29 protein-coding genes are annotated in these 26201 nt (G+C 61.7%); 16 read left to right on the forward strand and 13 right to left on the reverse strand.

Annotated elements, in window-relative coordinates; genetic code table 11:
- Nucleotides 1–67: 67 nt before the first annotated feature.
- The 3 genes from phnD to trpS form a co-directional block, all read right to left on the reverse strand.
- Complete coding sequence (phnD, locus tag ACSBQQ_RS11490; RefSeq protein WP_025302014.1) at nucleotides 68–1000, reverse strand: phosphonate ABC transporter substrate-binding protein; 933 nt, start codon at nucleotides 998–1000, stop codon at nucleotides 68–70.
- A gap of 41 nt (nucleotides 1001–1041) precedes the next feature.
- On the reverse strand, nucleotides 1042–1875 hold the full coding sequence (phnC, locus tag ACSBQQ_RS11495; RefSeq protein WP_060418331.1) for a phosphonate ABC transporter ATP-binding protein: 834 nt from the start codon (nucleotides 1873–1875) through the stop codon (nucleotides 1042–1044).
- 117 nt (nucleotides 1876–1992) lie between these two features.
- Complete coding sequence (gene trpS / locus ACSBQQ_RS11500) at nucleotides 1993–3000, reverse strand: tryptophan--tRNA ligase (RefSeq protein ID WP_033646992.1); 1008 nt, start codon at nucleotides 2998–3000, stop codon at nucleotides 1993–1995.
- Between the two features lie 279 nt (nucleotides 3001–3279).
- Here trpS and ACSBQQ_RS11505 point away from each other — a divergent pair, with 279 nt between their 5' ends.
- Nucleotides 3280–4155 carry an NAD(P)-dependent oxidoreductase gene (locus tag ACSBQQ_RS11505; protein WP_033646995.1) on the forward strand — a complete coding sequence of 292 codons (876 nt, stop codon included), beginning with the start codon at nucleotides 3280–3282 and terminating at the stop codon, nucleotides 4153–4155.
- A gap of 33 nt (nucleotides 4156–4188) precedes the next feature.
- On the opposite strand, the gene ACSBQQ_RS11510 is transcribed toward ACSBQQ_RS11505, so the two are convergent.
- From ACSBQQ_RS11510 to ACSBQQ_RS11520, 3 genes are all read right to left on the reverse strand, one after another.
- Nucleotides 4189–4716 carry a cysteine hydrolase family protein gene (locus ACSBQQ_RS11510; protein WP_060428279.1) on the reverse strand — a complete coding sequence of 176 codons (528 nt, stop codon included), beginning with the start codon at nucleotides 4714–4716 and terminating at the stop codon, nucleotides 4189–4191.
- Between the two features lie 29 nt (nucleotides 4717–4745).
- Nucleotides 4746–5849, reverse strand: coding sequence for a suppressor of fused domain protein (locus tag ACSBQQ_RS11515; RefSeq protein ID WP_043146926.1), 1104 nt, complete (start codon nucleotides 5847–5849; stop codon nucleotides 4746–4748).
- Nucleotides 5850–6012: 163 nt separating this feature from the next.
- A complete protein-coding gene (locus ACSBQQ_RS11520) occupies nucleotides 6013–6885 on the reverse strand; it encodes an oxygenase MpaB family protein (RefSeq protein ID WP_004939498.1) in 873 nt (290 codons plus the stop codon).
- 242 nt (nucleotides 6886–7127) lie between these two features.
- Between ACSBQQ_RS11520 and ACSBQQ_RS11525 the strand changes: the two genes are divergently transcribed.
- From ACSBQQ_RS11525 to ACSBQQ_RS11540, 4 genes are all read left to right on the forward strand, one after another.
- Nucleotides 7128–7571 carry an acetyltransferase gene (locus tag ACSBQQ_RS11525; RefSeq protein WP_015377088.1) on the forward strand — a complete coding sequence of 148 codons (444 nt, stop codon included), beginning with the start codon at nucleotides 7128–7130 and terminating at the stop codon, nucleotides 7569–7571.
- A 262-nt stretch (nucleotides 7572–7833) separates the two neighbouring features.
- On the forward strand, nucleotides 7834–8859 hold the full coding sequence (locus ACSBQQ_RS11530; RefSeq protein ID WP_048233037.1) for a methionine ABC transporter ATP-binding protein: 1026 nt from the start codon (nucleotides 7834–7836) through the stop codon (nucleotides 8857–8859).
- The gene (locus tag ACSBQQ_RS11535; RefSeq protein ID WP_033637581.1) at nucleotides 8852–9520 is read left to right on the forward strand and encodes a methionine ABC transporter permease; all 669 of its coding nucleotides are present in this window, start codon (nucleotides 8852–8854) and stop codon (nucleotides 9518–9520) included. Before ACSBQQ_RS11530 ends, ACSBQQ_RS11535 begins: the two co-directional genes overlap by 8 nt.
- 19 nt (nucleotides 9521–9539) lie before the next feature.
- Nucleotides 9540–10358 (forward strand): MetQ/NlpA family ABC transporter substrate-binding protein, encoded by an 819-nt coding sequence (locus ACSBQQ_RS11540; RefSeq protein WP_060428277.1) that lies wholly within the window; start codon nucleotides 9540–9542, stop codon nucleotides 10356–10358.
- A 35-nt stretch (nucleotides 10359–10393) separates the two neighbouring features.
- Here ACSBQQ_RS11540 and ACSBQQ_RS11545 read toward each other — a convergent pair whose 3' ends face one another.
- Nucleotides 10394–11038 (reverse strand): TetR/AcrR family transcriptional regulator, encoded by a 645-nt coding sequence (locus ACSBQQ_RS11545; RefSeq protein WP_048233035.1) that lies wholly within the window; start codon nucleotides 11036–11038, stop codon nucleotides 10394–10396.
- Between the two features lie 176 nt (nucleotides 11039–11214).
- Here ACSBQQ_RS11545 and bhsA (ACSBQQ_RS11550) point away from each other — a divergent pair, with 176 nt between their 5' ends.
- From bhsA (ACSBQQ_RS11550) to dapF, 3 genes are all read left to right on the forward strand, one after another.
- Complete coding sequence (gene bhsA, locus ACSBQQ_RS11550; protein WP_033637578.1) at nucleotides 11215–11472, forward strand: multiple stress resistance protein BhsA; 258 nt, start codon at nucleotides 11215–11217, stop codon at nucleotides 11470–11472.
- A 193-nt stretch (nucleotides 11473–11665) separates the two neighbouring features.
- Nucleotides 11666–11923, forward strand: a complete 258-nt coding sequence (gene bhsA / locus ACSBQQ_RS11555) for a multiple stress resistance protein BhsA (RefSeq protein WP_060428276.1) — start codon at nucleotides 11666–11668, stop codon at nucleotides 11921–11923.
- A gap of 113 nt (nucleotides 11924–12036) precedes the next feature.
- Nucleotides 12037–12912, forward strand: a complete 876-nt coding sequence (gene dapF, locus ACSBQQ_RS11560) for a diaminopimelate epimerase (protein WP_033647009.1) — start codon at nucleotides 12037–12039, stop codon at nucleotides 12910–12912.
- Here dapF and ACSBQQ_RS11565 read toward each other — a convergent pair.
- Nucleotides 12887–14185 carry an SLC13 family permease gene (locus tag ACSBQQ_RS11565; RefSeq protein WP_060428275.1) on the reverse strand — a complete coding sequence of 433 codons (1299 nt, stop codon included), beginning with the start codon at nucleotides 14183–14185 and terminating at the stop codon, nucleotides 12887–12889. The genes dapF and ACSBQQ_RS11565 overlap by 26 nt on opposite strands.
- Before the next feature lie 84 nt (nucleotides 14186–14269).
- On the reverse strand, nucleotides 14270–15175 hold the full coding sequence (locus ACSBQQ_RS11570) for a bifunctional helix-turn-helix transcriptional regulator/GNAT family N-acetyltransferase (RefSeq protein WP_080435741.1): 906 nt from the start codon (nucleotides 15173–15175) through the stop codon (nucleotides 14270–14272).
- A gap of 481 nt (nucleotides 15176–15656) precedes the next feature.
- Here ACSBQQ_RS11570 and ACSBQQ_RS11575 point away from each other — a divergent pair, with 481 nt between their 5' ends.
- The 5 genes from ACSBQQ_RS11575 (at nucleotide 15657) to ACSBQQ_RS11595 (ending at nucleotide 19934) form a co-directional block, all read left to right on the forward strand.
- Nucleotides 15657–16328, forward strand: coding sequence for a CsgG/HfaB family protein (locus ACSBQQ_RS11575; protein ID WP_033647014.1), 672 nt, complete (start codon nucleotides 15657–15659; stop codon nucleotides 16326–16328).
- An 18-nt stretch (nucleotides 16329–16346) separates the two neighbouring features.
- The gene (locus ACSBQQ_RS11580; RefSeq protein ID WP_033637573.1) at nucleotides 16347–16703 is read left to right on the forward strand and encodes a DUF4810 domain-containing protein; all 357 of its coding nucleotides are present in this window, start codon (nucleotides 16347–16349) and stop codon (nucleotides 16701–16703) included.
- Nucleotides 16700–17356: a DUF799 domain-containing protein gene (locus ACSBQQ_RS11585; RefSeq protein WP_033647017.1), complete on the forward strand. Its 657-nt coding sequence runs from the start codon at nucleotides 16700–16702 to the stop codon at nucleotides 17354–17356. Before ACSBQQ_RS11580 ends, ACSBQQ_RS11585 begins: the two co-directional genes overlap by 4 nt.
- 118 nt (nucleotides 17357–17474) lie before the next feature.
- Nucleotides 17475–18965, forward strand: coding sequence for an alpha-amylase (gene amyA, locus ACSBQQ_RS11590; protein WP_033647018.1), 1491 nt, complete (start codon nucleotides 17475–17477; stop codon nucleotides 18963–18965).
- A gap of 120 nt (nucleotides 18966–19085) precedes the next feature.
- Nucleotides 19086–19934: a PA4780 family RIO1-like protein kinase gene (locus ACSBQQ_RS11595; RefSeq protein WP_033637570.1), complete on the forward strand. Its 849-nt coding sequence runs from the start codon at nucleotides 19086–19088 to the stop codon at nucleotides 19932–19934.
- Nucleotides 19935–19943: 9 nt separating this feature from the next.
- Here ACSBQQ_RS11595 and ACSBQQ_RS11600 read toward each other — a convergent pair whose 3' ends face one another.
- Complete coding sequence (locus ACSBQQ_RS11600) at nucleotides 19944–20162, reverse strand: DUF7661 family protein (protein WP_033647021.1); 219 nt, start codon at nucleotides 20160–20162, stop codon at nucleotides 19944–19946.
- Between the two features lie 69 nt (nucleotides 20163–20231).
- Between ACSBQQ_RS11600 and ACSBQQ_RS11605 the strand changes: the two genes are divergently transcribed.
- Nucleotides 20232–21059, forward strand: coding sequence for an AraC family transcriptional regulator (locus ACSBQQ_RS11605; protein WP_060428272.1), 828 nt, complete (start codon nucleotides 20232–20234; stop codon nucleotides 21057–21059).
- Here ACSBQQ_RS11605 and ACSBQQ_RS11610 read toward each other — a convergent pair.
- The 3 genes from ACSBQQ_RS11610 to lsrG form a co-directional block, all read right to left on the reverse strand.
- Entirely contained in the window at nucleotides 21035–21625 is a 591-nt protein-coding gene (locus ACSBQQ_RS11610; protein WP_033638700.1) for a LysE family translocator, read from the reverse strand. The two genes, ACSBQQ_RS11605 and ACSBQQ_RS11610, sit on opposite strands and share 25 nt — an antisense overlap.
- Nucleotides 21626–21708: 83 nt before the next feature.
- A complete protein-coding gene (locus tag ACSBQQ_RS11615; RefSeq protein WP_033647025.1) occupies nucleotides 21709–22614 on the reverse strand; it encodes an EamA family transporter in 906 nt (301 codons plus the stop codon).
- Between the two features lie 86 nt (nucleotides 22615–22700).
- Complete coding sequence (lsrG, locus tag ACSBQQ_RS11620; protein ID WP_043146917.1) at nucleotides 22701–22994, reverse strand: (4S)-4-hydroxy-5-phosphonooxypentane-2,3-dione isomerase; 294 nt, start codon at nucleotides 22992–22994, stop codon at nucleotides 22701–22703.
- 193 nt (nucleotides 22995–23187) lie between these two features.
- On the opposite strand from lsrG, the gene lsrK reads away from it, so the two are divergent.
- Both lsrK and ACSBQQ_RS11630 read left to right on the forward strand, forming a co-directional pair.
- Nucleotides 23188–24753, forward strand: a complete 1566-nt coding sequence (lsrK, locus tag ACSBQQ_RS11625) for an autoinducer-2 kinase (RefSeq protein ID WP_033637567.1) — start codon at nucleotides 23188–23190, stop codon at nucleotides 24751–24753.
- Nucleotides 24754–24974: 221 nt separating this feature from the next.
- Nucleotides 24975–26159 carry an MFS transporter gene (locus ACSBQQ_RS11630; protein WP_033647027.1) on the forward strand — a complete coding sequence of 395 codons (1185 nt, stop codon included), beginning with the start codon at nucleotides 24975–24977 and terminating at the stop codon, nucleotides 26157–26159.
- Nucleotides 26160–26201: the final 42 nt, after the last annotated feature.

The raw sequence follows: 26201 nt of genomic DNA on the forward strand, positions 1-26201 counted from the left end.
CATCTTTATGGAACAAGGGGCTCAGCACGCTGAACCCCTTCATTCGAACGGCCGAGGCAGCCAGGAATTAACGGTCGCCTTTGGTCAGCTCACGCTTCATATCGATGATGGTCTGGTATTCCGCCAGGGTGGTGTCGCCGATGTGCTGCTTGCCACCCATCGCTTTGATAAAGCACTGGTGATCGTCTTTATCCAGCTTCTTGATGGCGGTGACCACTTTGGCCTTAAAGTCGGCCGGCAGCGAGTTGCTCACCAGGATCGGGCCGTTCGGGATCAGCGGCGACTGCCAGATGATGCGGATCTGTTTCATCAGGTCCGGGTGATCCATGCGGATCATGCGGGTGAACGCGCCGCTGGTGTAGCCGGTGTTGTAGTCGCCGATCATCGACGCCCAGGTCACCGCGCCCTCGAACTGGCCGTTCAGCACGCCGAGAATGTCCTGCTCGTGGCCGCCGGAGAAGGTGACGCTGGAGAAGGTGTTGTTGTATTTGTTGTCGACCGTGCCGCCGAACAGCTTTTTAAACGCCTGGTTCGGGATCAGGAAGCCGGAGGTGGAATCCGGATCGGCGAAGCCGATGGCCTTGCCTTTCAGGTCTTCCAGTTTCTGGTACGGGCTGCCGGCCTTCACCACCACGACCGAGTGGTAGCCGCGCGACTGGTCGACGTCGTCGACCGCGATGCCGACGATGTCCACCGCTTTCGGATCCTTGATGTAGACCGAAGCGAACGACGACGGCGACATGCTCAGCACCAGGTCAATCTTGCCGCCCAGCAGGCCCTGGATCACGCCGGAATAGTCGGACGAGTTGCGCAGCTTGGTATCGACGTTCAGCTCTTTGTCCAGGAACTGCTTCACGCACTGGTTATCGCCGATCTGCTGGGTGGCGTTCTGGCCGCCGAGAATGCCCAGGTTCAGCTCTTTCGGCGCATCCGCTGCGGCAGCATTAAATACCATCATCGCGCCGGCCATCAGGGTGGTCAGACTCAATACTTTTTTCATCAGGTGTGCCTTGTGTGTAAAGGGTAAAGGTCAAAAGTGCTTCAATGGATCTGATTGGCTTCTTCGCCATACAGCTGGTGCAGGATCCGTTCGTTCAGTTGCGAAGGATGCCCGTCAAACACGATCTTCCCGTGGGCGATGCCGATCACCCGCGAGCAATACTCTTTCACCAGTTCGACCGAGTGCAGGTTCACCATCACCGCGATGCCGTCTTCGCTGATTTTCTGCAGCGCGTCCATGATGCGGCGGGTGTTTTTCGGATCGAGCGACGCCACCGGCTCATCGGCCAGCAGGATTTGCGGGTTTTGCATCAGCGCGCGGCAGATGGCGACGCGCTGCATCTGGCCGCCGGAGAGGTTCTCGGCGCGCTGCAGCGCGTGCGGCAGCATGTTGAGCCACTGCAACAGCTCGATGGCGCGAGCGCGGTCGGTATCATCGAACAGTTTGAAGAAGGATTTCAGAGTGGAAGTGTGGCTCAGGCGGCCCAGCAGCACGTTGGTCATCACGTCCAGCCGCGGCACCAGGCAGAAGTCCTGGAAGATCATGCCGCAGCGCGCGCGCCACTGGCGCATCTGGCGGCCGGCCAACTGAGCGATATCCTGCGCTGCGCCATCGTCTTCGAAGTGCAGCATCTCGCCGCAGCTGGAAGGAATGGTGCCGTTCAGGGTATGCAGCAGCGTGGACTTGCCCGCCCCGGAACGGCCGATCACCGCCACGAATTCGCCGGCGTGCAGATCGAAATTGATGTCATCCAGCACGCGCTGCTGCGCTTTGTAGGCCTTGCCGAGTCCCTTTACCGACAATACTTTGCGGGATGCGGCGGCGTGCTGCCCTGGAAAGTCGTGCTGTGCCAATTTTAACAGTGCCTGAGCCATATGATTTCTCTGGTTTCAGTGGCTAATCATTATGGGCACCTATTAACGGATAAGTTTATGACAGTGGGATGATGGTTTTATGGCCAGGGCGTGACGCGTGCCGCCCCGGCGTTCGCCTCATTCCAGGGTGAAGAAGTCCAGCCCAAGCGCCGTCTTGACCTGCCGCAGCGTCTGTTGGCTGACCTGATGCGCGCGGCGGGTGCCGTGCTGCAGGATGCGCGTCAGCTCGCCTTTATCGGCGATGAATTCGGCGCGCCGGGCACGGATCGGCTCGAGCAGGCTCTGCAGACAGTCCTCCAGCAGCCGTTTGATTTTCACGTCCCCCAACCCGCCGCGGCGATAGTGCGCCTTCAGATCCGCCACCAGCGCGGCGTCTTCGCAGAAGGCGTCCAGGTAGGTGAACACCATGTTGCCTTCCACCCGGCCGGGATCGCTGACGTTGAGATGGCCGGGGTCGGTGAACATGCTCATCACCGCCTTGTGCACCTCGTCGGCGCCGGCGCCAAGCTGAATGGCGTTGCCGCGCGATTTCGACATCTTGCCCTGCCCGTCCAGCCCCGGCAAACGCCCGACGTTGCTCAACAACGGCTGGCACTCCGTTAATATCGCTTGGCCGACGATGTGGTTGAAACGCCGCACGATCTCATTGGTTTGCTCCAGCATCGGCAGCTGATCCTCGCCGACCGGCACGTGGGTGGCGCCAAAGGCGGTGATGTCCGCCGCCTGGCTGACCGGATAAATCAAAAAACCGGCCGGCAGGCTGCGAGCGAAATCCTTCTCGGCGATTTCGTTTTTCACCGTCGGGTTGCGTTCCAGCCGCGCCACGCTGACCAGGTTGAGGTAGTACATCGTCAGCTCGGCCAACGCCGGCAGCGCCGACTGCAGGCAGATCGTGGTCTTGTGCGGATCGATGCCCACCGCCAGATAGTCGGCCACCACGTTGAGCACGTTGGCGCTGATTTTTTGCGGGTTGTTACCGTTGTCGGTCAGACCCTGCAGATCCGCCACCATCACCGTTTGGTTATGCTGGTGCTGCAGTTCCACGCGCTGGCGCAGCGAGCCGACGAAGTGGCCTAAATGCAGTGGGCCGGTGGCGCGATCGCCGGTAAGAATGGTGTAGCTCATGACAGTGCTCCTGAAGGTCTGTAGACCGCCGGATCAACGCCACAAAAAATAATGCCGCCAAACCGGCGGCATTAATAAGAGATGTGAATACTCGTGCCGCCTCAGAAGAGGCGCCACCATGACTGATTGTGGGTGGAGTGCATCGATATATTCATGGCATCAAGGTATACCCGCAGCGGCAACGCGTCAATAGCGCGTAAGGCGGCGTTACACTCCGGCATTTGCGTTCCTGGCCTGGCGCGCTAGGGTAAAACCTTCAACCTGAAAAAGGAGCGCATGATGAAGATCGGATTTGCCGGACTGGGTGGGATGGGTAGCGCCATGGCGGCCAACCTGTTGCAAGCGGGCTTCGCCTTAACGGTATGGAACCGCTCGCCGCAGGCGGCGCAGCCGCTGGTGAGCGCCGGCGCGCGGCAGGCAGAACGGCCGGAACAGCTGGCCGATGCCGACGTGCTGATCACCATGCTGGCCGACGATGCCGCCACGCAACAGGTGGTGGTCGACAGCGGGTTGCTGCAACGGATGAAACCGGGCGCGCTGCATATCAATATGGCGACCATCTCGGTCGAACTCGCCAAGCGTTTGACGGCGCTGCATGCGGAACACGGCATCGGCTATCTCGCCGCGCCGGTGCTGGGGCGGGTCGACGTGGCCGCCGCCGGCAAGCTGAATATTCTGGCGGCCGGCGATAGCGAGCGGCTGAAGCAAGCGCAGCCGCTGTTCGATGCCCTCGGCCAGAAAACCTGGCACTTCGGCGCCGATCCGGCGCAGGCCAACGTGGTCAAAATCGCCACCAACTTTACGCTGGCCAGCGCCATTGAAGCGATGGCGGAAGGCAGCGCGCTGGTGCGCAACTACGGCGTGTCCGGCGCCGACTACCTGCAGATGCTGGGCGGCACCGTCTTCGCCGCCCCGGCCTATCAGGGCTATGGCGCGCTGATCGCCGCCGAGAAGTATTCCCCCGCCGGGTTCCGGCTGGCGCTGGGGCTGAAGGACGTCGGGCTGGCGCTGGCCGCCAGCGCCGACAGCCATACGCCGATGCCGTTCGCCGGGGTGCTGAAAGACAACTTCCTCGACGCGATGGCGCAGGGGGATGCGGATCTGGACTGGGCGGCGCTGGCCAAGGTGGCGGCGCGGCGGGCGGGCCTGAAATAACGAACGGGGGCCTCGGCCCCCGTTTTTCCGCTCTCAGAACACGATGTCCGCCGCGGGAACGGCGCGGATCGGCACGCCGAAACTTTCGATAGTCGACAGCGTCTCGTTATGGTGGGTGCGGATCAGCAGACCGTCGGCATAGGGTTTGTCGTGGCAGGTGTGGGCATCCGCCGCCAGCGTCACCGGATAACCGTGCGCCGCCGCGCTGCGCACCGTGGTATCGATGCAAAACGGCGTGGAGTAGCCGCAAACCACCAGCTGCGATACGCCGTTGGCGATCAGCAACGCGCCCAGCGAGGTGCGCAGGAACGAGTCCGGCGTGGTTTTATCCACCCGATGATCGCCCGGCGCCACCTTCAGCGCCGCGAGCACTTGCCAGGCGGCGCTGCCGTGCGGCAGCTCGTCGTCCGGCGTATGGTGCTGAATGACGACAACCGGCACGCCCGCCCGGCGGGCGCGCTCGCTCAGCTGATTGATGCGCGCAACGGTGCCCGCGGCATCCGCCGGCGGCGGCGTAAACAATCCTTCCTGCACATCGATAATCAACAGCGCGCTGGTCATGGCGGCTCCCGAACAGAAGATAAGTGGCGTCAGCACACCGGCTGGCGCGGGCGGAAAATATGGTCGACACCCTGCTCCCGCAGTCGGTTAACCAGATCGTGCCCGCCGTTCGGCGTGGCGTGCGCCAGCTGCCGCTCAGCGGTAAACACTGGGCTGGCCCAGAACAGGTTCACCGGATCGCCGTACTGCTGCGGCAGAGTCAGGTGCGCGTTATGCGGGTAGAAGGACGACGATAAAATATAGCCCTCGTAGCCCAGCGGCGCCACGTCCGACTCCAGCGTATGCCCTTCGCCGATCCAGGTCAGCCGCGCCCACGGCGCATGCGCGAAACCGGCCAGCGCGCTGGCCATCTGCACCGCGTTGTCTTCGGTCATGTATTGGCTGTCGATGGCAATCGCCATCTCCATGCGGCGATAGCGCGAAGCCTCGTCGTTGAACAGGATCTCCACCCACGGCATCGGCCGGATGCTCACCCCCATGGTGAGGAAGTAATAGATGCCGTCGCGCTCGTGCTGGGTGATGGCCATCGGCGGCCACTTGCCCTGATCGATGGCGTAGTACTTCACCGAAGGGCCGAAATGCGACTCATAGCGCGCCTGAAAATCGCGCTGCATCTTCGGCCACGGGTTGCCCTCTTCACGCTGCCAGCTGCGCCAAAACTGGCGGGTGCTTTCCGCCTGAGCATATTGCGTGTTGGTCGAGGCCGAACCGAGCGGATAGGCCAACGGGCTCTCCTTGATGCAGCTGGCCGAATAGCACACCGAATGGTCGATATACAGGCTCCAGCCGGGGATCACCGCCAGCAGTTGGCCGTAATACCACAGGGCCGCGCCGTCGTCGCTTTCGCTCCACACCACCATCAGCCCTTCCGGGTTCAGCGGCGCTTCGCCTTCCAGGTTGCGGCAATACTCCGCCGCCAGCATCGGCGGCTGCCCTTGTTCCAGCGCGGCGCGATCTTCCTGCAGCGGCGCGGCGGCCAGGTTGCGCAGCCAGCAGGCGCGCACCTGATAGCGATCGCTGTAGGCTTCGGCGGGATAGATATAAAAATAGGCTGCCCTGCTCCCTTGCTGAACCACCGCAACCAGCGTCTGGTTCTCATTGCTGACTTCAGCAAGTACGTATGACTCGTTCATATCACCTCAATAGGGTCAGGGCGCGGCAGAATCGGCTGCGCGCCAAAAATGGAATGTGGCTTTGCCCCCAAGTGTAAAACGCATTACTGGCCGGATCACCCGTAAAAGTCTCAAAAGCGGCCGTAAACGAAGATAAACAAAGACTAATTATAGCGGCTGTGGCTCATGACGGCTGAGTGATGCGCCGCACCGCGCGCTGATAGGAGCCGTTGCGCATCGACGCGCCCAGCACCTTGCCGAGGCCTGCGGCGCCCGTTCGCACCAGCCGCCGCCGCAGCGCGCCCGGATGAAAACCGAACTGCCGCTGCGCCCAATCGGGCAACAGATCGATGCCCGCCTGCATCACCACCCCGCCGAGCGGGCGCGCCAATGCGCTCGGCGCCGGCGCCTTCAGCAGAATGCGCGCCACCTCTTGCGTGCGTTCATCGCAGACCAGCTGCGGCCGCATCGCCTGCAGGTACTCTTCGACCTCCGCGCAGGACTGAGGGATGGCGGTCGCCCCCAGCGCGGCGGCCACGCGCGCCGCTTCGCGGTAGTATTGATCCTGCAAATCGCGGGAAAGATGGGGGTTGCGGTAGCGCAGGTGGCTGGCCAGAAAACGGCTGCTCTCCGCGACGTGTACCCAGGTCAGCAGCGCCGGATCGCTGGCGGCATAAGGCGTGCCGTCGCTGCCGACGCCGGTCACCCGCAGATGGATGGCTTTGACTTTGGCAATCAGCCGCTGCGCCTCGGCGGTCGGGCCGAAGGTGGTAACCGACACGAACTGGCTGGTGCGGCGCAGGCGGCCAATCATATCTTCGCGGAAGTTGGAGTGATCCCACACCCCGGCCAGCGCCAGCGGGTGCAGCATCTGCAGCAGCAAGGCGCTGACACCGCCGCACAGCATCGGGGTGAAATCGCGGTGAACCTGCCAGATGACCGACTGCGGGCCGAACAAGCCCGGATCGCCGGGCGGGTTCTCAAAATCGACGCCGCCGAGCGCCAGCCCGGTCAGGCTGAGCACCTGTTTTTCTATCGCTGCGCGTACCGCTTCCATCCTGCTGCCTCCGCTGTTCACCCGGCGGCCAGTGTACCACGCGTCGGGCGCCTCATTGCGCCCTGCGGCGGTTGAAAGCATTAACTTACTGAATTACATTTATTATACCGCCGGCAGAAAGGCGGGCCTATTCGATCCACTGCAGAGGCGCTTTGCAGGGCGTTAACCCACGTTAATTCGGCACTAACCCCACAAAACCTCTATCTAGTTTTTTTCCTCCAACTTAGATAGCAGAGAGTTCGATGATTACCATCAGAGCACGCGCGGCGGAAGACAACGCGCAATTGGCAGATATCTGGCTGCGTTCGGTGCGCGCCACTCACCATTTTTTAACCGAAGACAACATCGCGCAGCTGTTCCCGCTGGTGCTGAACGACTACCTGCCGGCGGTTAACGTCTGGGTGGCCGAAGAGCGGCCGGGGCACCCCTGCGGCTTTATCGGCCTGAACGGCAACAAGGTGGAGATGCTGTTTATCGACGCCGATCAGCGCGGCAAAGGGGTGGGCAAAGCGCTGCTCACCCATGCGGAAACGCTGCACGATGAGCTGCAGCTGGACGTGAACGAGCAAAATCCGCAGGCCAGCGGCTTCTACCGCCACTACGGGTTTGTCATCACCGGCCGCTCGCCGCTCGACGGCCAGGGCAACCCGTTCCCGCTGCTGCACATGAAGCTGGACAAACGCTAGCCCTCCCGCCGGCCGCCCTGCGGCCGGTTTTCTCACCCTGTTTCACCCGCCGCTTTATATATCAAATCAGAATAAGTAATAGAATTTACATTCTTCCTGTCACTATAAACCCTCGGTAGGATTGCCCGGTATTCACCCGCAACAGAGGTTCCGTCCGCCACTCCCCGCCGGGTTGTGCCCGCCGAAAAGCCGAACGATCCCTGTCCGGCGCACCGCGCTCTGGGCGGAATGCTGTGATGTATCGATAAGGATCCGCTTCGCTATGATCGTTCTTTCGAACGTTTGCAAAACTTTTGACAGCACACAGGGCCGCGTCGTGGCGGTAGACAACGTCAGTCTGGCGGTAGAGGCCGGGCAAATTTACGGCATCATCGGCTACAGCGGCGCCGGCAAAAGCACGCTCATCCGCCTGCTTAACGGCCTGGAAACGCCCACCAGCGGCCGCATTGACGTAGGCGGCTTCGATATCGCCCGCGCCAAAGGCAGCCACCTGCGCCAGGCGCGCCTGAAAATCAGCATGGTGTTTCAGCACTTCAACCTGCTGTGGTCGCGCACCGTCAGCCAAAACATCGCATTTTCCATGCAGATCGCCGGCGTGCCCAAGGCGCAGATTGCGCCGCGCGTGGCGGAACTGATCGCGCTGGTCGGCCTGCAGGGGCGTGAAGACGCCTATCCTTCGCAGCTCAGCGGCGGCCAGAAACAGCGCGTCGGCATCGCCCGCGCGCTGGCCAATAACCCGAGCGTGCTGCTGTGCGACGAGGCCACCTCGGCGCTCGACCCGCAGACCACCGACGCCATTCTCGACCTGCTGCTGGACATCAACCGCCAGTTGAAATTGACCATCGTGCTGATCACCCACGAGATGCACGTGGTGCGCAAAATCTGCCACCGCGTGGCGGTGATGGAAAACGGCCGCATCGTCGAAGAAGGCCCGGTGCTCGACGTGTTCACCCGGCCACAGCAGCCGATCACCCGGCAGTTCGTCAAACAGGTGTCGCAGTATGCGGATACCGAAGAGAGCTTCAACCCGCTGCTCACCGCCCATCTGCCGGGGGCGATTTTCAAGCTGACCTTCGTGGGCGTGCAAACCCATCAGGCGGTGATCTCTGAAGTGATCCGGCGCTATGCCCTGACCGTCAACATTCTGCACGGCAAGATCAGCCACACCCTCAACGGTTCGTTCGGCGAACTGTACATTCACGCCGAAGGCAACGAACAACAAGTCGCCGACATGCTCAGCCTGCTGCACGAAAGAGATATCGCCGTCGAGGTTATCCAACATGATTGAATCCCTGTTCCCCCACCTGCGTCTGGACCAACTGTGGGACGCCACCTGGGAAACGCTGTACATGACCGGCATCGCCGGTTTGGCCACGCTGGTGCTGGGCATCGTGCTCGGCGTGCTGCTGTTTTTAACCTCGAAGGGCCAGCTGTGGCAGAACCGGGCGGTCTACTCGCTGATCTCCGTGTTGGTCAACGTCTTCCGCTCCATTCCGTTCATCATTCTGATCGTGCTGCTGATCCCGTTCACCAAATCGCTGATCGGCACCATTCTCGGCGCGGACGCGGCCCTGCCGGCGCTGATCGTCGGCGCGGCTCCGTTCTACGCCCGGCTGGTGGAGATCGCGCTGCGCGAGGTCGACAAAGGGGTGATCGAAGCGGCGCGCTCGATGGGCGCCAAAAACCGCACCCTGATTTTCCGCGTATTGCTGCCGGAGAGCTCGCCGGCGCTGGTTTCCGGCATCACCGTCACCCTGATCGCGCTGGTGAGCTACACCGCGATGGCCGGGGTGATCGGCGCCGGCGGCCTGGGCAACCTGGCCTATCTGGAAGGGTTTCAACGCAACCACAGTGATGTGACGCTGGTGGCGACGCTGACGATTCTGCTGATCGTTTTCGTCATTCAGTTCATCGGCGACACCCTGACAAGAACGCTCGATAAACGTTAATTAACCAAGGAAAACGATGATGAAAAAGCACCTACTGATGTTGGCTTTCGCCTCCGTCGCCACCCTCGCCTCTTACGGCGCCGCCGCGGCGACCAAGCTGGTGGTCGGCGCCTCCAACGTGCCGCACGCCGAGATCCTCGAACAGGCCAAGCCGATACTGGCGAAGGAAGGCATCGACCTGCAGATCAAGCGCTTCCAGGACTACATCCTGCCGAACACCGCCTTGGCCAGCCGCGACATCGACGCCAACTACTTCCAGCACGTGCCTTATCTGAACTCGGTGCTGAAAGACCACGCCGACGACAAGAGCTACGACTTCGTCAGTGCCGGCGCGATCCATATTGAGCCTATCGGCATCTACTCGAAGAAGTACAAGAGCCTGAAAGATCTGCCGGAAAACGGCAAAATCATCATGCGCGACGCGGTGGCGGAAGAAGGCCGCATCCTGTCTATTTTTGAGCGGGAAGGCGTGATCAAGCTGAAGCCGGGGGTAAGCAAGGTGGACGCGCGCATCACCGACGTGGTGGAAAACCCGAAACACCTGAAATTCCAGGCCAACGTTGAGGGCGCGCTGCTGCCGCAGATGTACAACAACGACGAAGGCGACGCGGTGGTGATCAACGCCAACTACGCCATCGACGCCGGGCTGAACCCGACCAAAGATCCGATCGCGGTCGAAAGCGGCGAAAACAACCCATACGCCAACATCATCACCGTGCACAAGGCCGACGTGAACAAGCCGGAGATCGTGGCGCTGGTGAAGGTGCTGCACTCCAAACCGATTCAGGACTTTATCCGCGAGAAATATCAGGGCGCGGTGATCCCGGTCAATCAGTAATGGGTTACACGGCCCGGTAAAAGCCGGGCCGGTTGTTATACCTTATTGCCAATCTGGCTGAGCCGCGGCCACACCAGCATCAACGCCTCCAGCAACCGCAGCAGATCGCTCCGGCTTGCCCCTTCGCGCGCCTGCACCGACATGCCTTCAATGGTGCAAATCACGTATTTCGCCAGCAGCGCGGTGTCGGTTTTCGCCAGCAGTTCGCCCTGCTGCACCTTGCGATCGAAGCAGGCCTTCAGCGCCGCTTCCTGCGCATGATGTTTCCTGCGCAGCATCTGGGCGACGTCGTCGGACGCAGACGACAGCGCGGCCGAGGCGCACACCATAAAGCAGCCTGACGGCGTATCGGGGTCGGTAAACACTTCAACGGAAGAGCGTACGTAGGCCTCGACGATCTCGGCCACCGGCAGATCCTGCTCCAACAGTTGGTTGGTGCAGGTGGTGTATTTTTGCAGATAGCGTTCCACCGCCGCGCGGAACATTCCTTCCTTGTTGCCGAATTCCGCATACAGCGTCGGCGCCTTGGCGCCGGTCACTTCCACCAGATCGGCCAGCGAGGTGGCTTCATAACCGTGCCGCCAGAACAGATCGAGCGCGCTTTCCAGCGCCCGGTCGCGATCAAATTGTTTCGGTCTGCCGCGGCTTTTCTTGCCGCAAACCTCTTCATTGATGCTCATCGTTCCTCTCCTATCCCGCTCCACGGCAGGGTTAGCACAAATAAATTAACGATCATTATAAAAAAATATTGCGCCTTCGTCGAGAACCGATTAGCATTTAGTTATCGATCGTTAAGATAATTTAGCGAAGCGGATTAAAACCCTCTATTCACCGTTATCGGAAAGGAATTAACATTATGAAAAACTTAAAATTAACCTTAGCAGCTCTCACTCTGGCCAGCGTTTCCTTCGGCAGCTTCGCCGCCGATTTAGTCCAGAACCAACCGGCAGACCAGCAGAAAGTGGGCGTCATCACCGTCAGCGGCGCGTCCGATCTGACCTCGCTGGAAAGCAGCCTGGCCGCCAAAGCCGATCAGGCGGGTGCCAAATCCTTCCGCATCATCGGCGCCGGTGGTAACAACCAGCTGCATGGAACCGCAGAAATCTATCAATAACAAGACATTAAACCAGTGGATCGCGAGAAATTCTGCTCCCGACGCCAGGGCATCAAAAAAAATTAATTAACGAGCATTAAAAAAATACTTGCAATCCGTCAAACCGGCATCTAACATTAAATTATCGATCGTTAATTAATTTAACGACCTTACAAAACAAACATCGTAAAGAACATAGATAGGAAATAAGACCATGAAAAACCTGAAAATGACCATCGCCGCCATCGCACTGGCCTCCGTCTCCTTCGGCAGCTTCGCCGCCGAACTGGTCAACGCTCAACCGGCCGATCTGCAAAAAACCGGCGTCGTTACCGTCAGCGGTGCTTCCGACCTGAGCAGCCTGGAAAACAAACTGGCGGCCAAAGCCGACACGGCCGGCGCCAAATCCTTCCAGATCATCGCCACCACCGGCGACAACAAACTGCACGGTACCGCGATCATCTACAATTAATTGCCAGATAGGTAATCGTGCAAAAGGGCGGCTCAGGCCGCCTTTTGTTTGTTTTGACGCCAACGTTCTGTTGTAAGCTGTAGCAACCTTTTTTTGCTGAGCCGAGCAACGACATGACTCCCCTGCTGTTTCACAAATATCACGGCCTGGGCAACGACTACCTGGTATGCCACCGTTCGGTCGCCGATCGTCTGAGCCAGGAACAGATCCGCCTGCTGTGCCACCCGCATTACGGCATCGGTTCCGACGGCCTGCTGATCGACAGCGGCGACGCCGTCAATCCCACCCTGCGCATCATCAACCCGGACGGCTCCGAAGCGGAGAAAAGCGGCAACGGCCTGCGTATCTACGCGCGGTATCTGTTCGACAGCGAGCGCGTGGGGCATCAGCCGTTTCTGGTGCACACCGCCGGCGGCGACGTGCGTTGCCAAGTGGCGGAAGACGCGCATCAGATAACCGTGGAGATGGGGCGCGCCAATTTCAGCCCGGCGGCGCTGCCGGCCTTGATCGATCTGCCGGAGGCGCTGAACTATCCCCTGCCCCTGAGGGAGGAGACGTTAAGCGTTTCGCTGGTGTCGATGGGCAACCCGCACTGCGTGGTGCCGGTGGAAAAACTTGATCTGGCGCAAGTGCATCGGCTCGGACCGCAGATTGAACGCCATCCGCTGTTCCCGAAACGCACCAATGTACAACTGGTGGAAGTGGTCGATCGCCAGACGCTGCGCATCGGCATCTGGGAGCGCGGCGCCGGTTTTACCCTCGCCTCCGGCAGCAGCAGCTGCGCCGCCGCCAGCGTGATGCGCAAGTTGGGACGAGTCGGCGATCGGGTTAGCGTGCGGATGCCTGGCGGCGAACTGCAGATCGCCTTCAGCGGCGATTTTCAGGTCAGCATGCGCGGACCGGTGCATAAAATCGCCACCCTGACGTTGGACGAAGATTGTTTTGCCGGCGGCGCGGGGCTGTTTACGGGATCCACCCCAGCAGCCTGAACCACAGATAGTCCAACGGCACCAGCAGCGCAAAGCTGAGCGCGGCCAACAGCAGGCACAGTTTCAGCCCTTCGCGCGCCGGCACTTTGCCCATCCCCATCGCCACCACGATCGGCGAAGCCTGATACGGCAGCAGCGGCGTGGCGTAACCGATCACCTGGGTCATCAGCACCGTCAGCAGCGGCAAGCCGCTGCCCGCGGACAGCGCCTGCGCCAGCGGGGTAAACAGCGCCGGCACGCCGTTGGCGGTCACCACGAAATTCAGCAACGCGGTGATCCCCACCAGCGAACCGAATGCGGTGAACGGTTTGCCGTGCAGATCCGGCATCATCGCCAGCAGCGCACCGCCCAACCGATCGCCAAGCCCCGAGTGGCTGACCAGCGCCGTCAGCCCCAGGATCCCCGCCACGTAGATGCAGGTGCGCACATTAACCCCGGCGGCGAACTGCTCGCCGTTGAGAAACCCGATACGCGGCAACAGGCACAAGCAGGCCGCCGCCAACCCGATCCAGGCGGGAGCGATGCCGTGCCAGCTGTCGGTCATCCACAGCAACACCGTGGCGCCCAACAGCGCGATCAGCCGCCATTCGGCGGCGCTGAGCGGGGTTTGCGCTGCCTCGGCCGCCACCGGCTGCGGCCGCGCACGGAACAGGCCGCAGATGCACAGCGTCAGCAGCGCGCCTTTGGCAACCCCGAGCACCGGCGCGTGCAACAGCAGGTAAGAGAGATAAGCGAAGTGGCTGCCGTAGGCGCTTTCCGCCGCGCCGCTCATCACCAGGTTGGGCACGTTGGCCGGCAGGATGCTGGCGGAGAGCTGGAAGGTGCCGAATCCCACCGCCAGCGCCAAACCGATGCGGCCGCGCGAGCCCTCCGCCAGACCGGCGCGATCGGCCAACGCCATGACGATCGGCATCAACAGCGTAATGCGCCCCATGTTGGAAGGCATGACAAACGCCAGCGCGTAGCTTATCGCCACCACGCCGCCCACCAGGCGCGGCCAGGAGCCGGCCAGGTGCGGCGAGAGTCGGTTGGCCAGGCGATCCGCCAAGCCGGTGCTGCGGATGGCGGTGCCCAGCACGAAACCGCTGAGCACCAGCCAGAATGCGGAAGACGCGAAACCGGAAAAGGTCACTGCGGCGGGCGCCAGCTGCAACACCATCACCGCCGCGAAGAACAGCAGCGCGACCAGATACTCCGGTAAGCGGGCGCTGGCCCATAGCGCGATGACCACCAGCGTGACCAGCGCGGACAGCGCCATCGGATCCCCCAACATAGTTTCCTCCCTGATAAAACGTTGTGATTGTTATCAAACGGTTAACAGGGTGGCACAAGGCGCGGGCGCTAACCTTGAAACCGCTCACATATCGTCGTTCTGCAGATTTTTCAGCATGCACACGTTGCAGCCGTGATGGCCGGTATTGCCGCGCCGTTCCGTCAACAGGGTGAACCCCAGCGCGTAGTACAGCCCGATCGCCTCTTTCAACTGTTCGGTGGTTTCCAGGTAGCAGTAGCGATACCCCGCCGCCCGCGCCGCCTTCAGCGCCTGCACCACCATATAGCGCGCCATGCCCAGCCCGCGCGCGCCGGACTTAAAGAACAGTTTCTGCAGCTCGCAATAGCCGGGCTCTTCGCCCGCCAGCGGCGCCATGCCGACGCCCCCCACCACCTGCCCGTCCCGCTCCAGCACCCAGTAGTGGCCGCCGTTGTCGCGATACAGGCCGGTCAGCCGATCGAGATCCGGATCGTGCAGGCTGACCCCTTCCATCTTGTCCATACCGTACTCGCGAAACACGTCGCGAATGATCGCCGCCATCGCCGCATCGTCGCGCGCGGCAATCGGCCGTACCCGCAGGTTGGCGTCGCGCTGTTTGCGCGCGCTGCGCAGCGCCGCGGTCATCTTTTTCATCGCCGCCGTGGTGCTCGCCAGCTCATCGTCGTCCAACTGCGCCAGCGCCGCCTGCATAAAACCGTCGGCGTCGCTCTCGATGCCGGCCAGCGCCTTGCCGCCCTTTTTACTCAGCCGATGCAGGTTGTGCCGCCTGTCATCCGGATGATCCACCGTTTCTATCACACCGGCGGCCACCAGGCTGCGCAGCGCCCGGCTGGCGCTGGCCTTGTCGATGCAAAGCCGGGCCGCCAGCTCGGTGACGCCCAGCGGCTGCTCGCTGAATTCGATCATCAGATGGATCTGCAGCGGCGAAAAGCGCGAGCCGTTGCTCTGCTTGTTCAACATGCCGAATTCTCTGACCAAACTACGCGCCAATGCTCTGAAATCCCTGATGTTCACAATTGATATCCCCGATTAGCTACCGATGAAAAATGACATTTGGTTGATAGTGTTACCTAATTTTCACTACCTTAACGGATCATCAAGCCGCCATGAACCCCGGCATAACACAGGAGTTGATGCAAAACGTAACATTACTCAATACAACAAACTGATTAGTTAAAATATTTCAGGATTAATGGCCATATGTTTGCGATTAAAAAGACAATAACCCAGACAAAAAATGCACAATCGTGGAAAACGCTGTGATGACAAGTGAAAATCGATACTAATTCATTGTATTCCAATAGGTTACAATAATGTTAATAACGGCATTAATGCCGATATCTTGTTGTAATTTGTTACATATTCATGGCAGGATCGCGGCGTTTCCATAACGGCGACAACGTTCGTTATGTCAACGTCGGGCGCGGGTTGCTCCCGCGCTGTTTTATGCTCATGGAGAGATCGCATGCCAATGAAAAAATCACTCGCCGTCTGTTCCGTTGCCCTTTCCGTCACTTTGCTGGCGGGCTGCGCGACCGAATCCTCCCGCTCTTTGGAAGTGCCGAAAGTGGCTTCCTACAACACCACTTATCAGGGCCCACGCAGCCCTATCGCCGTCGGCAAATTCGACAACCGATCCAGCTACATGAACGGCATCTTCTCCGATGGCGTCGATCGGCTGGGCAATCAGTCCAAGACTATCCTGATCACGCATTTGCAGCAGACTGGCCGTTTCAACGTGCTGGATCGCGCCAACATGGAAGAGTTGAAAACTGAAGCCGGCATTAAAGGGAAGGCGCAAACGCTGAAAGGCGCCAACTATGTGATTACCGGCGATGTCACCGAATTCGGCCGTAAAGAAGTCGGCGATCATCAGCTGTGGGGGATTTTGGGCCGTGGTAAATCACAGGTCGCTTACGCCAAAGTCAATCTGAACGTCGTAAACGTACAGACCTCAGAAGTCGTCTATTCCGCTCAGGGCGCCGGTGAATACGAACTGTCCAATCGCGAAATCATCGGTTTCGGGGGCACCGCCAGCTACGACTCCACCCTCAACGGCAAGGTGCTGGATCTGGCCGTGCGTGAAGCCGTCAATAACCTGGTCACCGGTATCGAAAACGGCGCATGGCGCCCTGCTAACTAACGGAATAGAAGCAGAAAGATGATAACTAAAAAAATGGGCGGGGCGCTGTTTGCAGCGACCCTGCTGGCCGGCTGCGCCGCGCCGAAAACGCTTTACAATTGGGATGGCTACCAGACTTCTCTCTATCAATACTACCAGCAGGAGGGGCAAAGCCCTGAGCAGCAGATCGCCACGCTGAAAGAGATCGTCGAGAAATCCCGCGCCAAGGATAAAGCCGTACCGCCAGGTCTGCATGCGCAGCTGGGGCTGCTGTACAGCAAAATCGGCAACGACGGACAAGCCATGAATGAATTCAACACGGAAAAAACGCTGTTCCCGGAGTCGGCGCCGTTTATGAATTTCCTGATGGCCAGGGATAAAGGGAGCTTTAAATGAAACGTGTACTCACTTTCCTCGCCGTTGCCGCCACCCTGTTGCTAAGCGGCTGTGCCAAGCAGACGCCTTATGACTATGCGGCGTTCCATGAGAGCAAGCCGAAGTCGATCCTGGTCTTGCCGCCGGTTAACCAGTCGCCGGACGTCAAAGCCAGCCACAGCGTGCTCGCCAGCGCCACCTTGCCGCTGGCCGAGGCCGGTTACTATGTGTTGCCGGTCGCTGTAGTGGAGGAAACCTTCCTGCAAAACGGCCTAACCAACGCCAACGACATCCGCGCCGTCAGTCCGAAAAAACTGCACCAGATTTTCGGCGCCGACACCGTGCTGTACCTGGATGTCACGCAATACGGCACCAGCTACATGGTGATCAGCAGCGAAACCCGCGTTACCGTAGCCGCTCGCCTGGTCGATCTGCGCAACGGCAAACAGCTGTGGGCCGGCACCGCCACCGCATCCAGCAACGAAGGCAACAACAACTCCGGTGGCCTGCTGGGCATGGTGATCAGCGCCGCGATTTCGCAAATCGCCGATACCATCAGCGACAAAGGATTTGATGTTGGCGCCATCGCCAACACCCGCCTGCTATCGGCGACAGGTCAGAACGGCGCCATTCTTTATGGCCCACGCTCACCTCATTACGCCAGCCAACGTTAAGCCGTCTCTCGGGCGGCCTTCTCGGGCCGCCTATGCCAAACTTGTCCCTTTTGCCAAAAGTAGCCCATGCTTTAACGGCAACTGCTCCTCTCCTTCTGGCTAACCGGGACGCTGGCTCATGACGAAAAAAACCACCCTGCTGCAATTCTTCCACTGGTACTACCCCGACGGCGGCAAACTGTGGCAGGAGGCCGCCGAGCGCGCGCCGCACCTCGCCGAACTGGGCATCACCGATCTGTGGCTGCCGCCCGCCTGCAAGGGCGCTTCCGGCGGCTACTCCGTCGGCTACGATACTTACGATCTGTTCGATCTCGGCGAGTTTGACCAGAAAGGCAGCGTGGCCACCAAATACGGCGACAAGGCGGCGCTCGAACACGCCGCCAATACGCTGCGCGAACACGGCGTGGGGGTGCTCTACGACGTGGTGTTCAACCACAAGCTCGGCGCGGACGAGAAAGAACAGGTACACGTGTTCAAGGTGGACGCCAACAACCGCAACGACATCGACGACCAGGGCTTCGACGCGCTGGCCTACACCCGCTTCACCTTTCCCGGCCGCCAGGGCGTGCATTCCGAGTTTATCTGGGATTACAAATGCTTCAGCGGCGTCGACTACGTTGAGCAGCCGGACGACAAAGGGGTGTTCAAAATCGCCAACGACTATGGCGACGACGGCTGGAACGATCAGGTCGACGACGAAAAGGGCAACTACGACTATCTGATGGGCGCCGACGTGGAGTTCCGCAATACCGCCGTGACGGAGGAGCTCAAATACTGGGCGCGCTGGCTGTTGGAAAGCCTGCCGTGCGACGGCTTCCGCCTGGACGCCGCCAAACACATTCCCGCCTGGTTCTTCAAAGAGTGGGCGGATCACGTGCGCGACAGCGCGCAGCGCGACCTGCTGATCGTTGCCGAATACTGGTCGCACGATCTGAGCGCGCTGCAACAATACATCGAGTTGGTGGACGGCAAGGTGATGCTGTTCGACGTGGCGCTGCACCTGAAGTTTCATCAGGCGTCGAAACAGGGCGACGGCTTCGACATGGCGCAAATCTTCACCGATACCCTGACCGCCGCCGATCCGGCCCACGCGGTGACGCTGGTCGCCAACCACGACACCCAGCCGCTGCAGTCGCTGGAAGCGCCGGTGGAACCCTGGTTCAAACCGCTGGCCTACGCGCTGATCCTGCTGCGCGAACAGGGCGTGCCCTGCGTGTTTTATCCCGACCTGTATGGCGCCAGCTACCGTGACAAGGGGCGCGACGGCGGCGAGTACCAGATTGATATGCCGGCGATCCCGGAGCTGGAGAAGCTGATCGCCGCCCGCCAGCGTTTCGCCAACGGCCCGCAAACCGACTACTTCGACGACAGCCACTGCGTGGCCTTCAGCCGCGCCGGCACCGCCGAGGCCCCCGGCTGCGTGGTGGTGCTGACCAACGGCGGCGAAAGCGGCAAAACCGTCGCGCTGGGAGCCGATCTGGCGCACACCGCCTGGCGCGATTTCCTCGGCAACCGTCAGGAGGAAATCACCACCGACGACCAGGGCAGCGCCCATTTCCCGGTCAACGCCGGCAGCGTCAGCGTCTGGGTGCCGGCCGCCAGCCTGTGAGCGCCCGCCGCCGCGCAATGATGCAGCGGCGGCAAAACTAATGTTTGCCTTTCGGGTCTAACTTACGCTATCAACTGCGCAAGCCATTCACACCGGAGCCTAAATAGGGTACAAGGCTGCATGAAAATTCCAAAACGACTCCAGCCGCTGGTTGATGACGGATTAATCGACGACGTCATCCGCCGGTTGAAAAGCGGCAAAGAAGCCGACGTGTTTATCGTGCGCTGCGGCGATGAGATCCGCTGCGCCAAAGTGTACAAAGAGGCCGAGAAGCGCAACTTCAAGCAGGCCGTTCACTATCAGGAAGGGCGCAAGGTGCGCAACAGCCGCGACGCGCGCGCCATGAGCAAAGGCTCCAAATTCGGCCGCCAGCAGCAGGAAGAAGCCTGGCAAAACACCGAAGTGGACGCGCTGTATCTGCTGGCCAAGGCCGGGGTGCGGGTGCCGCAGCCGGATATCTGCCTGGACGGCGTGCTGCTGATGGAGCTGATCACCGACGAAGAAGGCCTGGTGGCGCCGCGCTTGAGCGATGTCATCCTGACGCCGGAACAGGCGCGCGCCGATCACGCCCTGATGATGAACTACGCGGTGCGCATGCTGTGCGCCGGCCTGGTCCACGGCGACCTGTCGGAATTCAACGTGCTGATGGATAAAGACGGGCCGGTGATCATCGATCTACCGCAGGTGGTGGACGCCGCCGCCAACAACCACGCCAAAAGCATGTTCGAGCGCGATATCGGCAATCTGGCGGAATATTATGGCCAGTTCGCGCCGGAGCTGCGCGATAGCCAATACGCCAAAGAGATTTGGGCGCTGTATCAGGAAGGCAACCTGACGCCGGACAGCGTCCTCAGCGGCCGGTTCAGCGAAACCCTGAAACGCGCCGACGTCGGCTCGGTGCTGGAAGAGATCCAGGCCGCCGGCGAGGAGCATCAACGCCGCATGATGGCGCGCAACGCGGAAGAGTAACGCGCCGCGCTATTCGACGCGAAACACCTCCGGCCGCTGCAGCGTCGCCGCCTCGTGATAAATATCCCCCAGATAGCCGGCGATCTCCTCTTCGCGCAGGTCGGCCGGCAGCACGATATCGTAGCTGGGGGCATACTTGCGCTCCGGCAGCGTCACGCGGAACAGCCGCCATTCGTCCCCGATGCGCTTCACGCCCAGCAGACGGCCGAATACGTTAAAAATCATCATCCGCCATTCCCCCGCTCGTCGCTTTCAGGCTATAACACTGTGATGCCGCCGCAGTGAAAAGGAAAGCGTATGAGTGAAAAAACGCCGCAGTTCTGGCGCGATCCGCAGTTGCCGTTCGTCGAAGCCCGCGCCATCGCGGATGGCCGCCAGGTGTGCTACAGCCTGCACAGCCACGAATTCTTTTCCATCGGCGCCATCACCGGCGGCGTCAGCACCTATGTCAACGGCGAGCGGCGCATGCAGGTCAGCGCCGGCGATTTGGTTGTCATCAACCCGCAGCAGGCGCATGCCTGCAACCCCATCGCCGATCGCTGTTGGTCGTACATCATGTTCTATCTCGATCTCGCCTGGCTCGGCGCGCTGCAGCAGGAGCTGCTCGGCGGCGACGGCGACCGTTTTGTTCCGTTCAGCCAGCCGCTGAGCCGCGATCCGGTGCTGTTCCACGGCCTGAACCGGCTTTATGCGCTGCTGACGGATCCGCTGTGCAGCGCGCTGGAAAAACAGATCGCCATGGTGGAGTATTTCAGCGCCCTGCAGCTCGGGCTGGGCGATGCCCGCCAACCGGAAACACCGTCGCATACCCGACTGGAAGCGGCGGCGGCGTTTATTGACGCGCACTGCACCCGGCCGCTGACGCTGGACGACATTTGCCGCGCCGCCGCGCTGTCCCCTTCTTACCTGATCCGCGCCTTCCGCCAGCGCTACGGCATGACGCCGCACGCCTATCTGGTTAACCGCCGCGTGCAGCACGGCCATCGGCTGTTGAAAAGCGGCCTGCCGATCGCCGCGGCCGCCAGCGAAAGCGGCTTTGCCGATCAGGCGCACTTCCAGCGCACCTTCAAACAGCTGCTGGCCGCCACGCCGGGGCAGTATCAAAAACCCTCCGCCAGCAGATAGCAGGCGCTGGCCGCCAGCAACGCCGCCATTGCGCGGTTGAAACGCCGCACGTTGCGCGCCTGCCTGAGCAGGCCGCGCAGCATCGCGCCGACATAGGCCCAGCAGGCCACCGAGGCATAGCAAATCACGAAGTAGAGCCCGGCGAACTGCCACAGCAGCCGGATGTCGCCGTCGCCGACAAAAGCGCCGAGGCTGGCCACCGACGCCAGCCACGCCTTGGGGTTCAGCCATTGCATCAGCGCGCCGTAGCGGCAGGAAGGCGCCCGCGCCGCGCCGCTGCCCAACCTGCCGTCGTCAAACGCCAGCCGATAGGCCATAAACAGCAGGAAAGCCACGCCGGCCCACTGAATCAAGCGGGTCAGCGCCGGCCACAGGATCAGCAGCTGGTGCATGCCCAATCCCAGCAGCACCAGCAACAGGGTAAACCCCAGCGTGGCGCCGAACACGTGGCGCTGGGCCGCGCCAAAGCCGAATTGCGCCCCTGCGCTCAATGCGACGATGTTGACCGGGCCGGGGGTGATGGAGGCCGCCAGCGCAAACGCGGCCATGGAAAGGTAGATATTCATGATGGTCACCTGAGAAAGTATTCACAGGCGCCAGAATGCCGACCGCCGTCGACAAGGTATTGAACAGAATTGCCCTGTTCGGTTTAACGCGCGATCGCCGCCCGGCGGCGCGGCAGCCCGAAGGTGTTGACCGCCATGCCGCCCAGCACCAGCAATGCGCCGCCAAACTGCGCCGGTGACAGCGCTTCATCCAGCAGCAGCCAGGCGGCGAACAGCCCGACCAGCGGCACCAGCAGCGTCAGCGGCGCAACGCGCCAGGTTTCATAGCGCCCCAGCAGGCTACCCCACACCGAATAACCGAACAGCGTGGCGGCAAACGCCAGGTAGGCAACCGCCAGCCAGGTGCCGACCTGCACATGGCCCAGGCTGCTCAGCACCGCCTGCGGGCCGTCGAACAGCCAGCTGCAGGCCAGGAACGGCACGACCGGGATCGGCGCGCTCCACACCACCAGCGACAAAATGTTGCGCTGCGGGAAACCGGCCAGGATCTTCTTGTTGGTCAGGTTGCCCAGCGCCCAGGAAAACGCCGCCGCCAGCGTCAGCAGCAGGCCCGCCAGGGGGACCGCGCCGCTGCCCGGCTTATGCAGGCTGGCCTGCGCCAGCACCAGCATGCCGCCGCTGGCGATAGCGATGCCGACGAAATGGTTGACGCGCAGCTTTTCGCCCATCAGCACGACACCCAACAGCAGGGTGAAGAACACCTGCGCCTGCAACACCAGCGAAGCCAGCCCCGCCGGCATGCCCACCTTGATGGCGACAAACAGGAAGGCAAACTGCGCGAAGCTCATGGTCATGCCGTACAGCAGCAGCCATTTCCACGGGATCGTCGGGCGCGGGATAAAGAAGATCGCCGGCAACGCCACCAGCAAAAAACGCATCCCGGCCAGCAGAAACGGCGGCATGCCCTGTAAACCGAACTTGATCACGACGAAATTCACGCCCCAGATCACCACCACCAACAGCGCCAACAGCCGATCGCGCAATGTCATCCTCGCCCCGCTTATCCCATTGAAAATCGCTTTAGCTTGCAGGTTACAACCAAACCAGGCGTATGGACACCGGCAAACGCCGGCGATTATTCCGGCATCAGGCCGATAAAGGTGGTCTTCTTGCGCGGGCCGGTCATCAGCGCTTCCAGCTTCTCCACGCACTGCAGGTAGTGCGGGGTCTGCTTGTGCGCCGCCACCGCCTGCTCGTCGCGATAGGCTTCGTAGATGTAAAACCGCGTCGGAATCTGTTCGTCCTGCAGCACGTCGAAGCGCAGGTTGCCCGGCTCTTCGATTGCCCCCCGATGATTGGCGCGGAAAACATCGATAAATTCGTCGATTTTGTCTTGTTTAACGTTGATCTCAACCAATGTGACGTGCATGACAGCTCCTTGTTTGAACGGCGCGCCGTAGCATGGCGCTTTCCAACCATAGGTTTATTCCCGTCGATTGCCCTGCCGCAACGGCAATTTTGCCGCCTGGCTCACAAATCGCATCGGCGACGCCCACTCCTCCCCCGGCGGGGTATGGCGGCGGCATCTATAGTTAACACTCCTCCCCCTGAGAGCATAGGCTATGGATAACTACTTGATGGCGCTGGACGCAGGAACGGGCAGTATTCGCGCGGTGATCTTCGATCTGGCGGGCAATCAGATCGCGCACGGCCAGGCGGAGTGGCAACACCTGGCGGTGCCGGGCGTGCCCGGCTCGATGGAGTTTGACCTCAGCCGCAACTGGCAGCTGGCCTGCCAGTGCATTCGCCAGGCCTTGCAGCGCGCCGGGCTGACGGCGCAGGCGATACGCGCGGTGGCCTGCTGCTCGATGCGTGAAGGCATCGTTCTGTACGACCGCAACGGCGTGCCGATCTGGGCCTGCGCCAACGTCGACGCGCGCGCCAGCCACGAAGTCAGCGAGCTGAAAGAGTTGCATAACCACGGCTTCGAACGCGAGGTGTATCAATACTCCGGCCAGACTCTGGCGCTGAGTGCCATGCCGCGTCTGCTGTGGCTGGCGCACCATCGGCCGGACATCTACCGCCAGGCGGCGACGCTGACCATGATCAGCGACTGGCTGGCCAACATGCTCAGCGGCGAGCTGGCGGTCGATCCTTCCAACGCCGGCACCACCGGCATGCTGGATCTGACCAGCCGCGACTGGCGGCCGGCGCTGCTCGACATGGCCGGGCTGCGCGCCGATATTCTGTCGCCGGTGAAAGAGACCGGCAGCGTGCTGGGGCGCGTCACCGAACAGGCGGCGCAGGAGAGCGGGCTGCTGCGCGGCACCCCGGTGGTGATGGGCGGCGGCGACGTGCAGCTCGGCAGCCTGGGGCTTGGCATCGTGCGCGCCGGGCAGACGGCGGTGCTCGGCGGCACCTTCTGGCAGCAGATCGTCAACCTGCCGGAGCCGGCCATCGATCCGGAAATGAACATCCGCATCAACCCCCACGTCATTCCCGGCATGGCGCAGGCGGAATCCATCAGCTTCTTTACCGGCCTGACCATGCGCTGGTTCCGCGACGCCTTCTGCGCGGAGGAAAAATTGCTGGCGGAGCGGCTGGGGGTCGATGCCTACAGCCTGCTGGAAGAGATGGCGGCCAGGGTACCGCCGGGCGCCTACGGCGTGATGCCGATTTTCTCCGACGCCATGCATTTCAAAACCTGGTATCACGCGGCGCCGTCGTTCATCAATATGTCGATCGACCCGGAGCGCTGCAATAAACAGACGCTGTTCCGCGCGCTGGAGGAGAACGCCGCCATCGTCTCCGCCTGCAACCTGGAGCAGATCGCCGCCTTCTCCGGCGTGCAGGCGCGCTCGCTGGTGTTCGCCGGCGGCGGCGCCAAGGGCAAGCTGTGGAGCCAGATCCTCAGCGACGTCACCGGGTTGACGGTGCGGGTGCCGGTGGTGAAAGAAGCCACCGCGCTGGGCTGCGCGATCGCCGCCGGCGTCGGCGCCGGGCTGTTCGAGTCGCTGGCCGAAACCGGCGAACGCCTGGTGCGCTGGGAGCGCGAGCATCAACCCGACATGACCCACCATGCGCTGTATCAGGAACAGAAAGAAACCTGGCGGCAGGTTTACGCCGATCAGCTGACGCTGGTGGATAACGGCCTGACCACCTCGCTGTGGAAAGCGCCGGGGCTTTAAACGCAAGCGGCATTCGGTCATAACCTTATGCCGTTTTATTCCTTTCCCCCGTAGCGCGGCGCAAGCCGCGTTTTCACTCGCCGCCGGCGATTGTTTCCCCTCAGAAACAGTGTAACCACCGCAAACGGATTTATCCGCGGCTTCGGCCTGCCGTAGATTGTGACTTCGGTCACACCGCGCCCCGAGCGCGGCCTGCGCATTCACCCAAGACGAGCGGCATTATGCTGAATAATAAAGATAAACCTGCATCATCCCCGTGGCCGGCGATCTTCTCGCTGACGGTCGCCTGTTTTGTCATGGTCACCACCGAGTTTCTGCCGATCGGCCTGCTGACCAACATCGCCCCTTCGCTCGGCGTTAGCACCGGCACCGCCGGGCTGATGGTCACCATGCCCGGCATCGTGGCGGCGGTGGCCGCACCGGTGTTGAGCCTGGCTTCCGGCCGGCTGGACAGACGCCTGCTGATGCTGGGACTGTCGTTGCTGCTGATGGTGTCCAACCTGGTGGCGGCGCTGGCGGTCAACTTCCCGATGATGCTGTTGGGCCGCGTGCTGCTGGGCGTCTGCGTCGGCGGCTTCTGGTCGTTCGCCGCCAACTACGGCCGCCATCTGGTGCCGGAAGCCAGCCAGGGCCGCGCCACCGCGCTGATCCTCAGCGGCATCTCGGTCGGCGCGGTGTGCGGCGTGCCGGCGGGGGCGCTGATCGGCGATCTGTTCGGCTGGCGCGCCGCCTTCTTCGGCGGGGCGGCGCTGGCGGTCGGCGTACTGTTGGCGCAGCTGCGTTTACTTACGTCGGTACCGCCTTCCCGGCCGGTTACGCCGCGCGATCTGGTGCTGCCGCTGCGCCTGCCGATGGCGCGCATCGGCCTGATCGCCATCGTGCTGCTGTTCATCGGCCACTTCGCCGCCTATACCTATCTGCGCCCTCTGCTGCAACAGGTGTTCGTGCTCAGCCCATCGGCGATCTCGCTGCAGCTGCTGGCCTATGGCGCCATCGGCCTGCTGGGCACCTTCCTCGGCGAGCGTCTGGGGGAGTACAGCCTGCGCGCCACCTTTATCCTGATCGCCGCCATGCTGGCGGGCATTCTGATCGTTTCGCCGCTGCTCAGCGGCCTCGCCGGCGCCACGCTGATGGTGTTGGTTTGGGGGCTGGCGTTCGGCGCCGTGCCGGTATGCGCCACCAACTGGATGTTCGCCGCGGTGCCGCAGGCGCCGGAAGCCGGCCAGGCGCTGCTGGTGTGCGTCATCCAGATCGCGCTGGCCTCCGGCGCACTGCTGGGCGGCGAGGTGGTGGACTGGCAGGGCGTCAGCAGCGCCATGCTGTTCGGCGGCGCGCTGATCCTCTCCGCCACGCTGGTGTTCGGCCTCAGCTTGCGCTCCGGTGCGATTGGCGCTAAACAGTGTTAATCATTATCTATCTGCAGAAACATGCCCCGGCCACTGCCGGGG

Origin of the sequence: Serratia sp. G204Y (assembly GCF_051172435.1) — a bacterium.
Taxonomy (GTDB): Bacteria; Pseudomonadota; Gammaproteobacteria; order Enterobacterales; family Enterobacteriaceae; genus Serratia; species Serratia sarumanii.

Coding starts and splice junctions, on each gene's coding strand:
- dapF (WP_033647009.1), top strand. CDS start 12,037: ATGACTCCCCTGCTGTTTCACAAATATCACGGCCTGGGCAACGACTAC.
- ACSBQQ_RS11630 (WP_033647027.1), top strand. CDS start 24,975: ATGCTGAATAATAAAGATAAACCTGCATCATCCCCGTGGCCGGCGATC.
- lsrK (WP_033637567.1), top strand. CDS start 23,188: ATGGATAACTACTTGATGGCGCTGGACGCAGGAACGGGCAGTATTCGC.
- ACSBQQ_RS11510 (WP_060428279.1), bottom strand. CDS start 4,716: ATGACCAGCGCGCTGTTGATTATCGATGTGCAGGAAGGATTGTTTACG.
- trpS (WP_033646992.1), bottom strand. CDS start 3,000: ATGAGCTACACCATTCTTACCGGCGATCGCGCCACCGGCCCACTGCAT.
- ACSBQQ_RS11540 (WP_060428277.1), top strand. CDS start 9,540: ATGAAAAAGCACCTACTGATGTTGGCTTTCGCCTCCGTCGCCACCCTC.
- ACSBQQ_RS11520 (WP_004939498.1), bottom strand. CDS start 6,885: ATGGAAGCGGTACGCGCAGCGATAGAAAAACAGGTGCTCAGCCTGACC.
- ACSBQQ_RS11525 (WP_015377088.1), top strand. CDS start 7,128: ATGATTACCATCAGAGCACGCGCGGCGGAAGACAACGCGCAATTGGCA.
- ACSBQQ_RS11615 (WP_033647025.1), bottom strand. CDS start 22,614: ATGACATTGCGCGATCGGCTGTTGGCGCTGTTGGTGGTGGTGATCTGG.
- amyA (WP_033647018.1), top strand. CDS start 17,475: ATGACGAAAAAAACCACCCTGCTGCAATTCTTCCACTGGTACTACCCC.
- ACSBQQ_RS11580 (WP_033637573.1), top strand. CDS start 16,347: ATGATAACTAAAAAAATGGGCGGGGCGCTGTTTGCAGCGACCCTGCTG.
- phnD (WP_025302014.1), bottom strand. CDS start 1,000: ATGAAAAAAGTATTGAGTCTGACCACCCTGATGGCCGGCGCGATGATG.
- ACSBQQ_RS11575 (WP_033647014.1), top strand. CDS start 15,657: ATGAAAAAATCACTCGCCGTCTGTTCCGTTGCCCTTTCCGTCACTTTG.
- ACSBQQ_RS11545 (WP_048233035.1), bottom strand. CDS start 11,038: ATGAGCATCAATGAAGAGGTTTGCGGCAAGAAAAGCCGCGGCAGACCG.
- ACSBQQ_RS11605 (WP_060428272.1), top strand. CDS start 20,232: ATGAGTGAAAAAACGCCGCAGTTCTGGCGCGATCCGCAGTTGCCGTTC.
- ACSBQQ_RS11515 (WP_043146926.1), bottom strand. CDS start 5,849: ATGAACGAGTCATACGTACTTGCTGAAGTCAGCAATGAGAACCAGACG.
- ACSBQQ_RS11530 (WP_048233037.1), top strand. CDS start 7,834: ATGATCGTTCTTTCGAACGTTTGCAAAACTTTTGACAGCACACAGGGC.
- bhsA (WP_060428276.1), top strand. CDS start 11,666: ATGAAAAACCTGAAAATGACCATCGCCGCCATCGCACTGGCCTCCGTC.
- ACSBQQ_RS11585 (WP_033647017.1), top strand. CDS start 16,700: ATGAAACGTGTACTCACTTTCCTCGCCGTTGCCGCCACCCTGTTGCTA.
- bhsA (WP_033637578.1), top strand. CDS start 11,215: ATGAAAAACTTAAAATTAACCTTAGCAGCTCTCACTCTGGCCAGCGTT.
- lsrG (WP_043146917.1), bottom strand. CDS start 22,994: ATGCACGTCACATTGGTTGAGATCAACGTTAAACAAGACAAAATCGAC.
- ACSBQQ_RS11600 (WP_033647021.1), bottom strand. CDS start 20,162: ATGATGATTTTTAACGTATTCGGCCGTCTGCTGGGCGTGAAGCGCATC.
- phnC (WP_060418331.1), bottom strand. CDS start 1,875: ATGGCTCAGGCACTGTTAAAATTGGCACAGCACGACTTTCCAGGGCAG.
- ACSBQQ_RS11595 (WP_033637570.1), top strand. CDS start 19,086: ATGAAAATTCCAAAACGACTCCAGCCGCTGGTTGATGACGGATTAATC.
- ACSBQQ_RS11610 (WP_033638700.1), bottom strand. CDS start 21,625: ATGAATATCTACCTTTCCATGGCCGCGTTTGCGCTGGCGGCCTCCATC.
- ACSBQQ_RS11565 (WP_060428275.1), bottom strand. CDS start 14,185: ATGTTGGGGGATCCGATGGCGCTGTCCGCGCTGGTCACGCTGGTGGTC.
- ACSBQQ_RS11535 (WP_033637581.1), top strand. CDS start 8,852: ATGATTGAATCCCTGTTCCCCCACCTGCGTCTGGACCAACTGTGGGAC.
- ACSBQQ_RS11505 (WP_033646995.1), top strand. CDS start 3,280: ATGAAGATCGGATTTGCCGGACTGGGTGGGATGGGTAGCGCCATGGCG.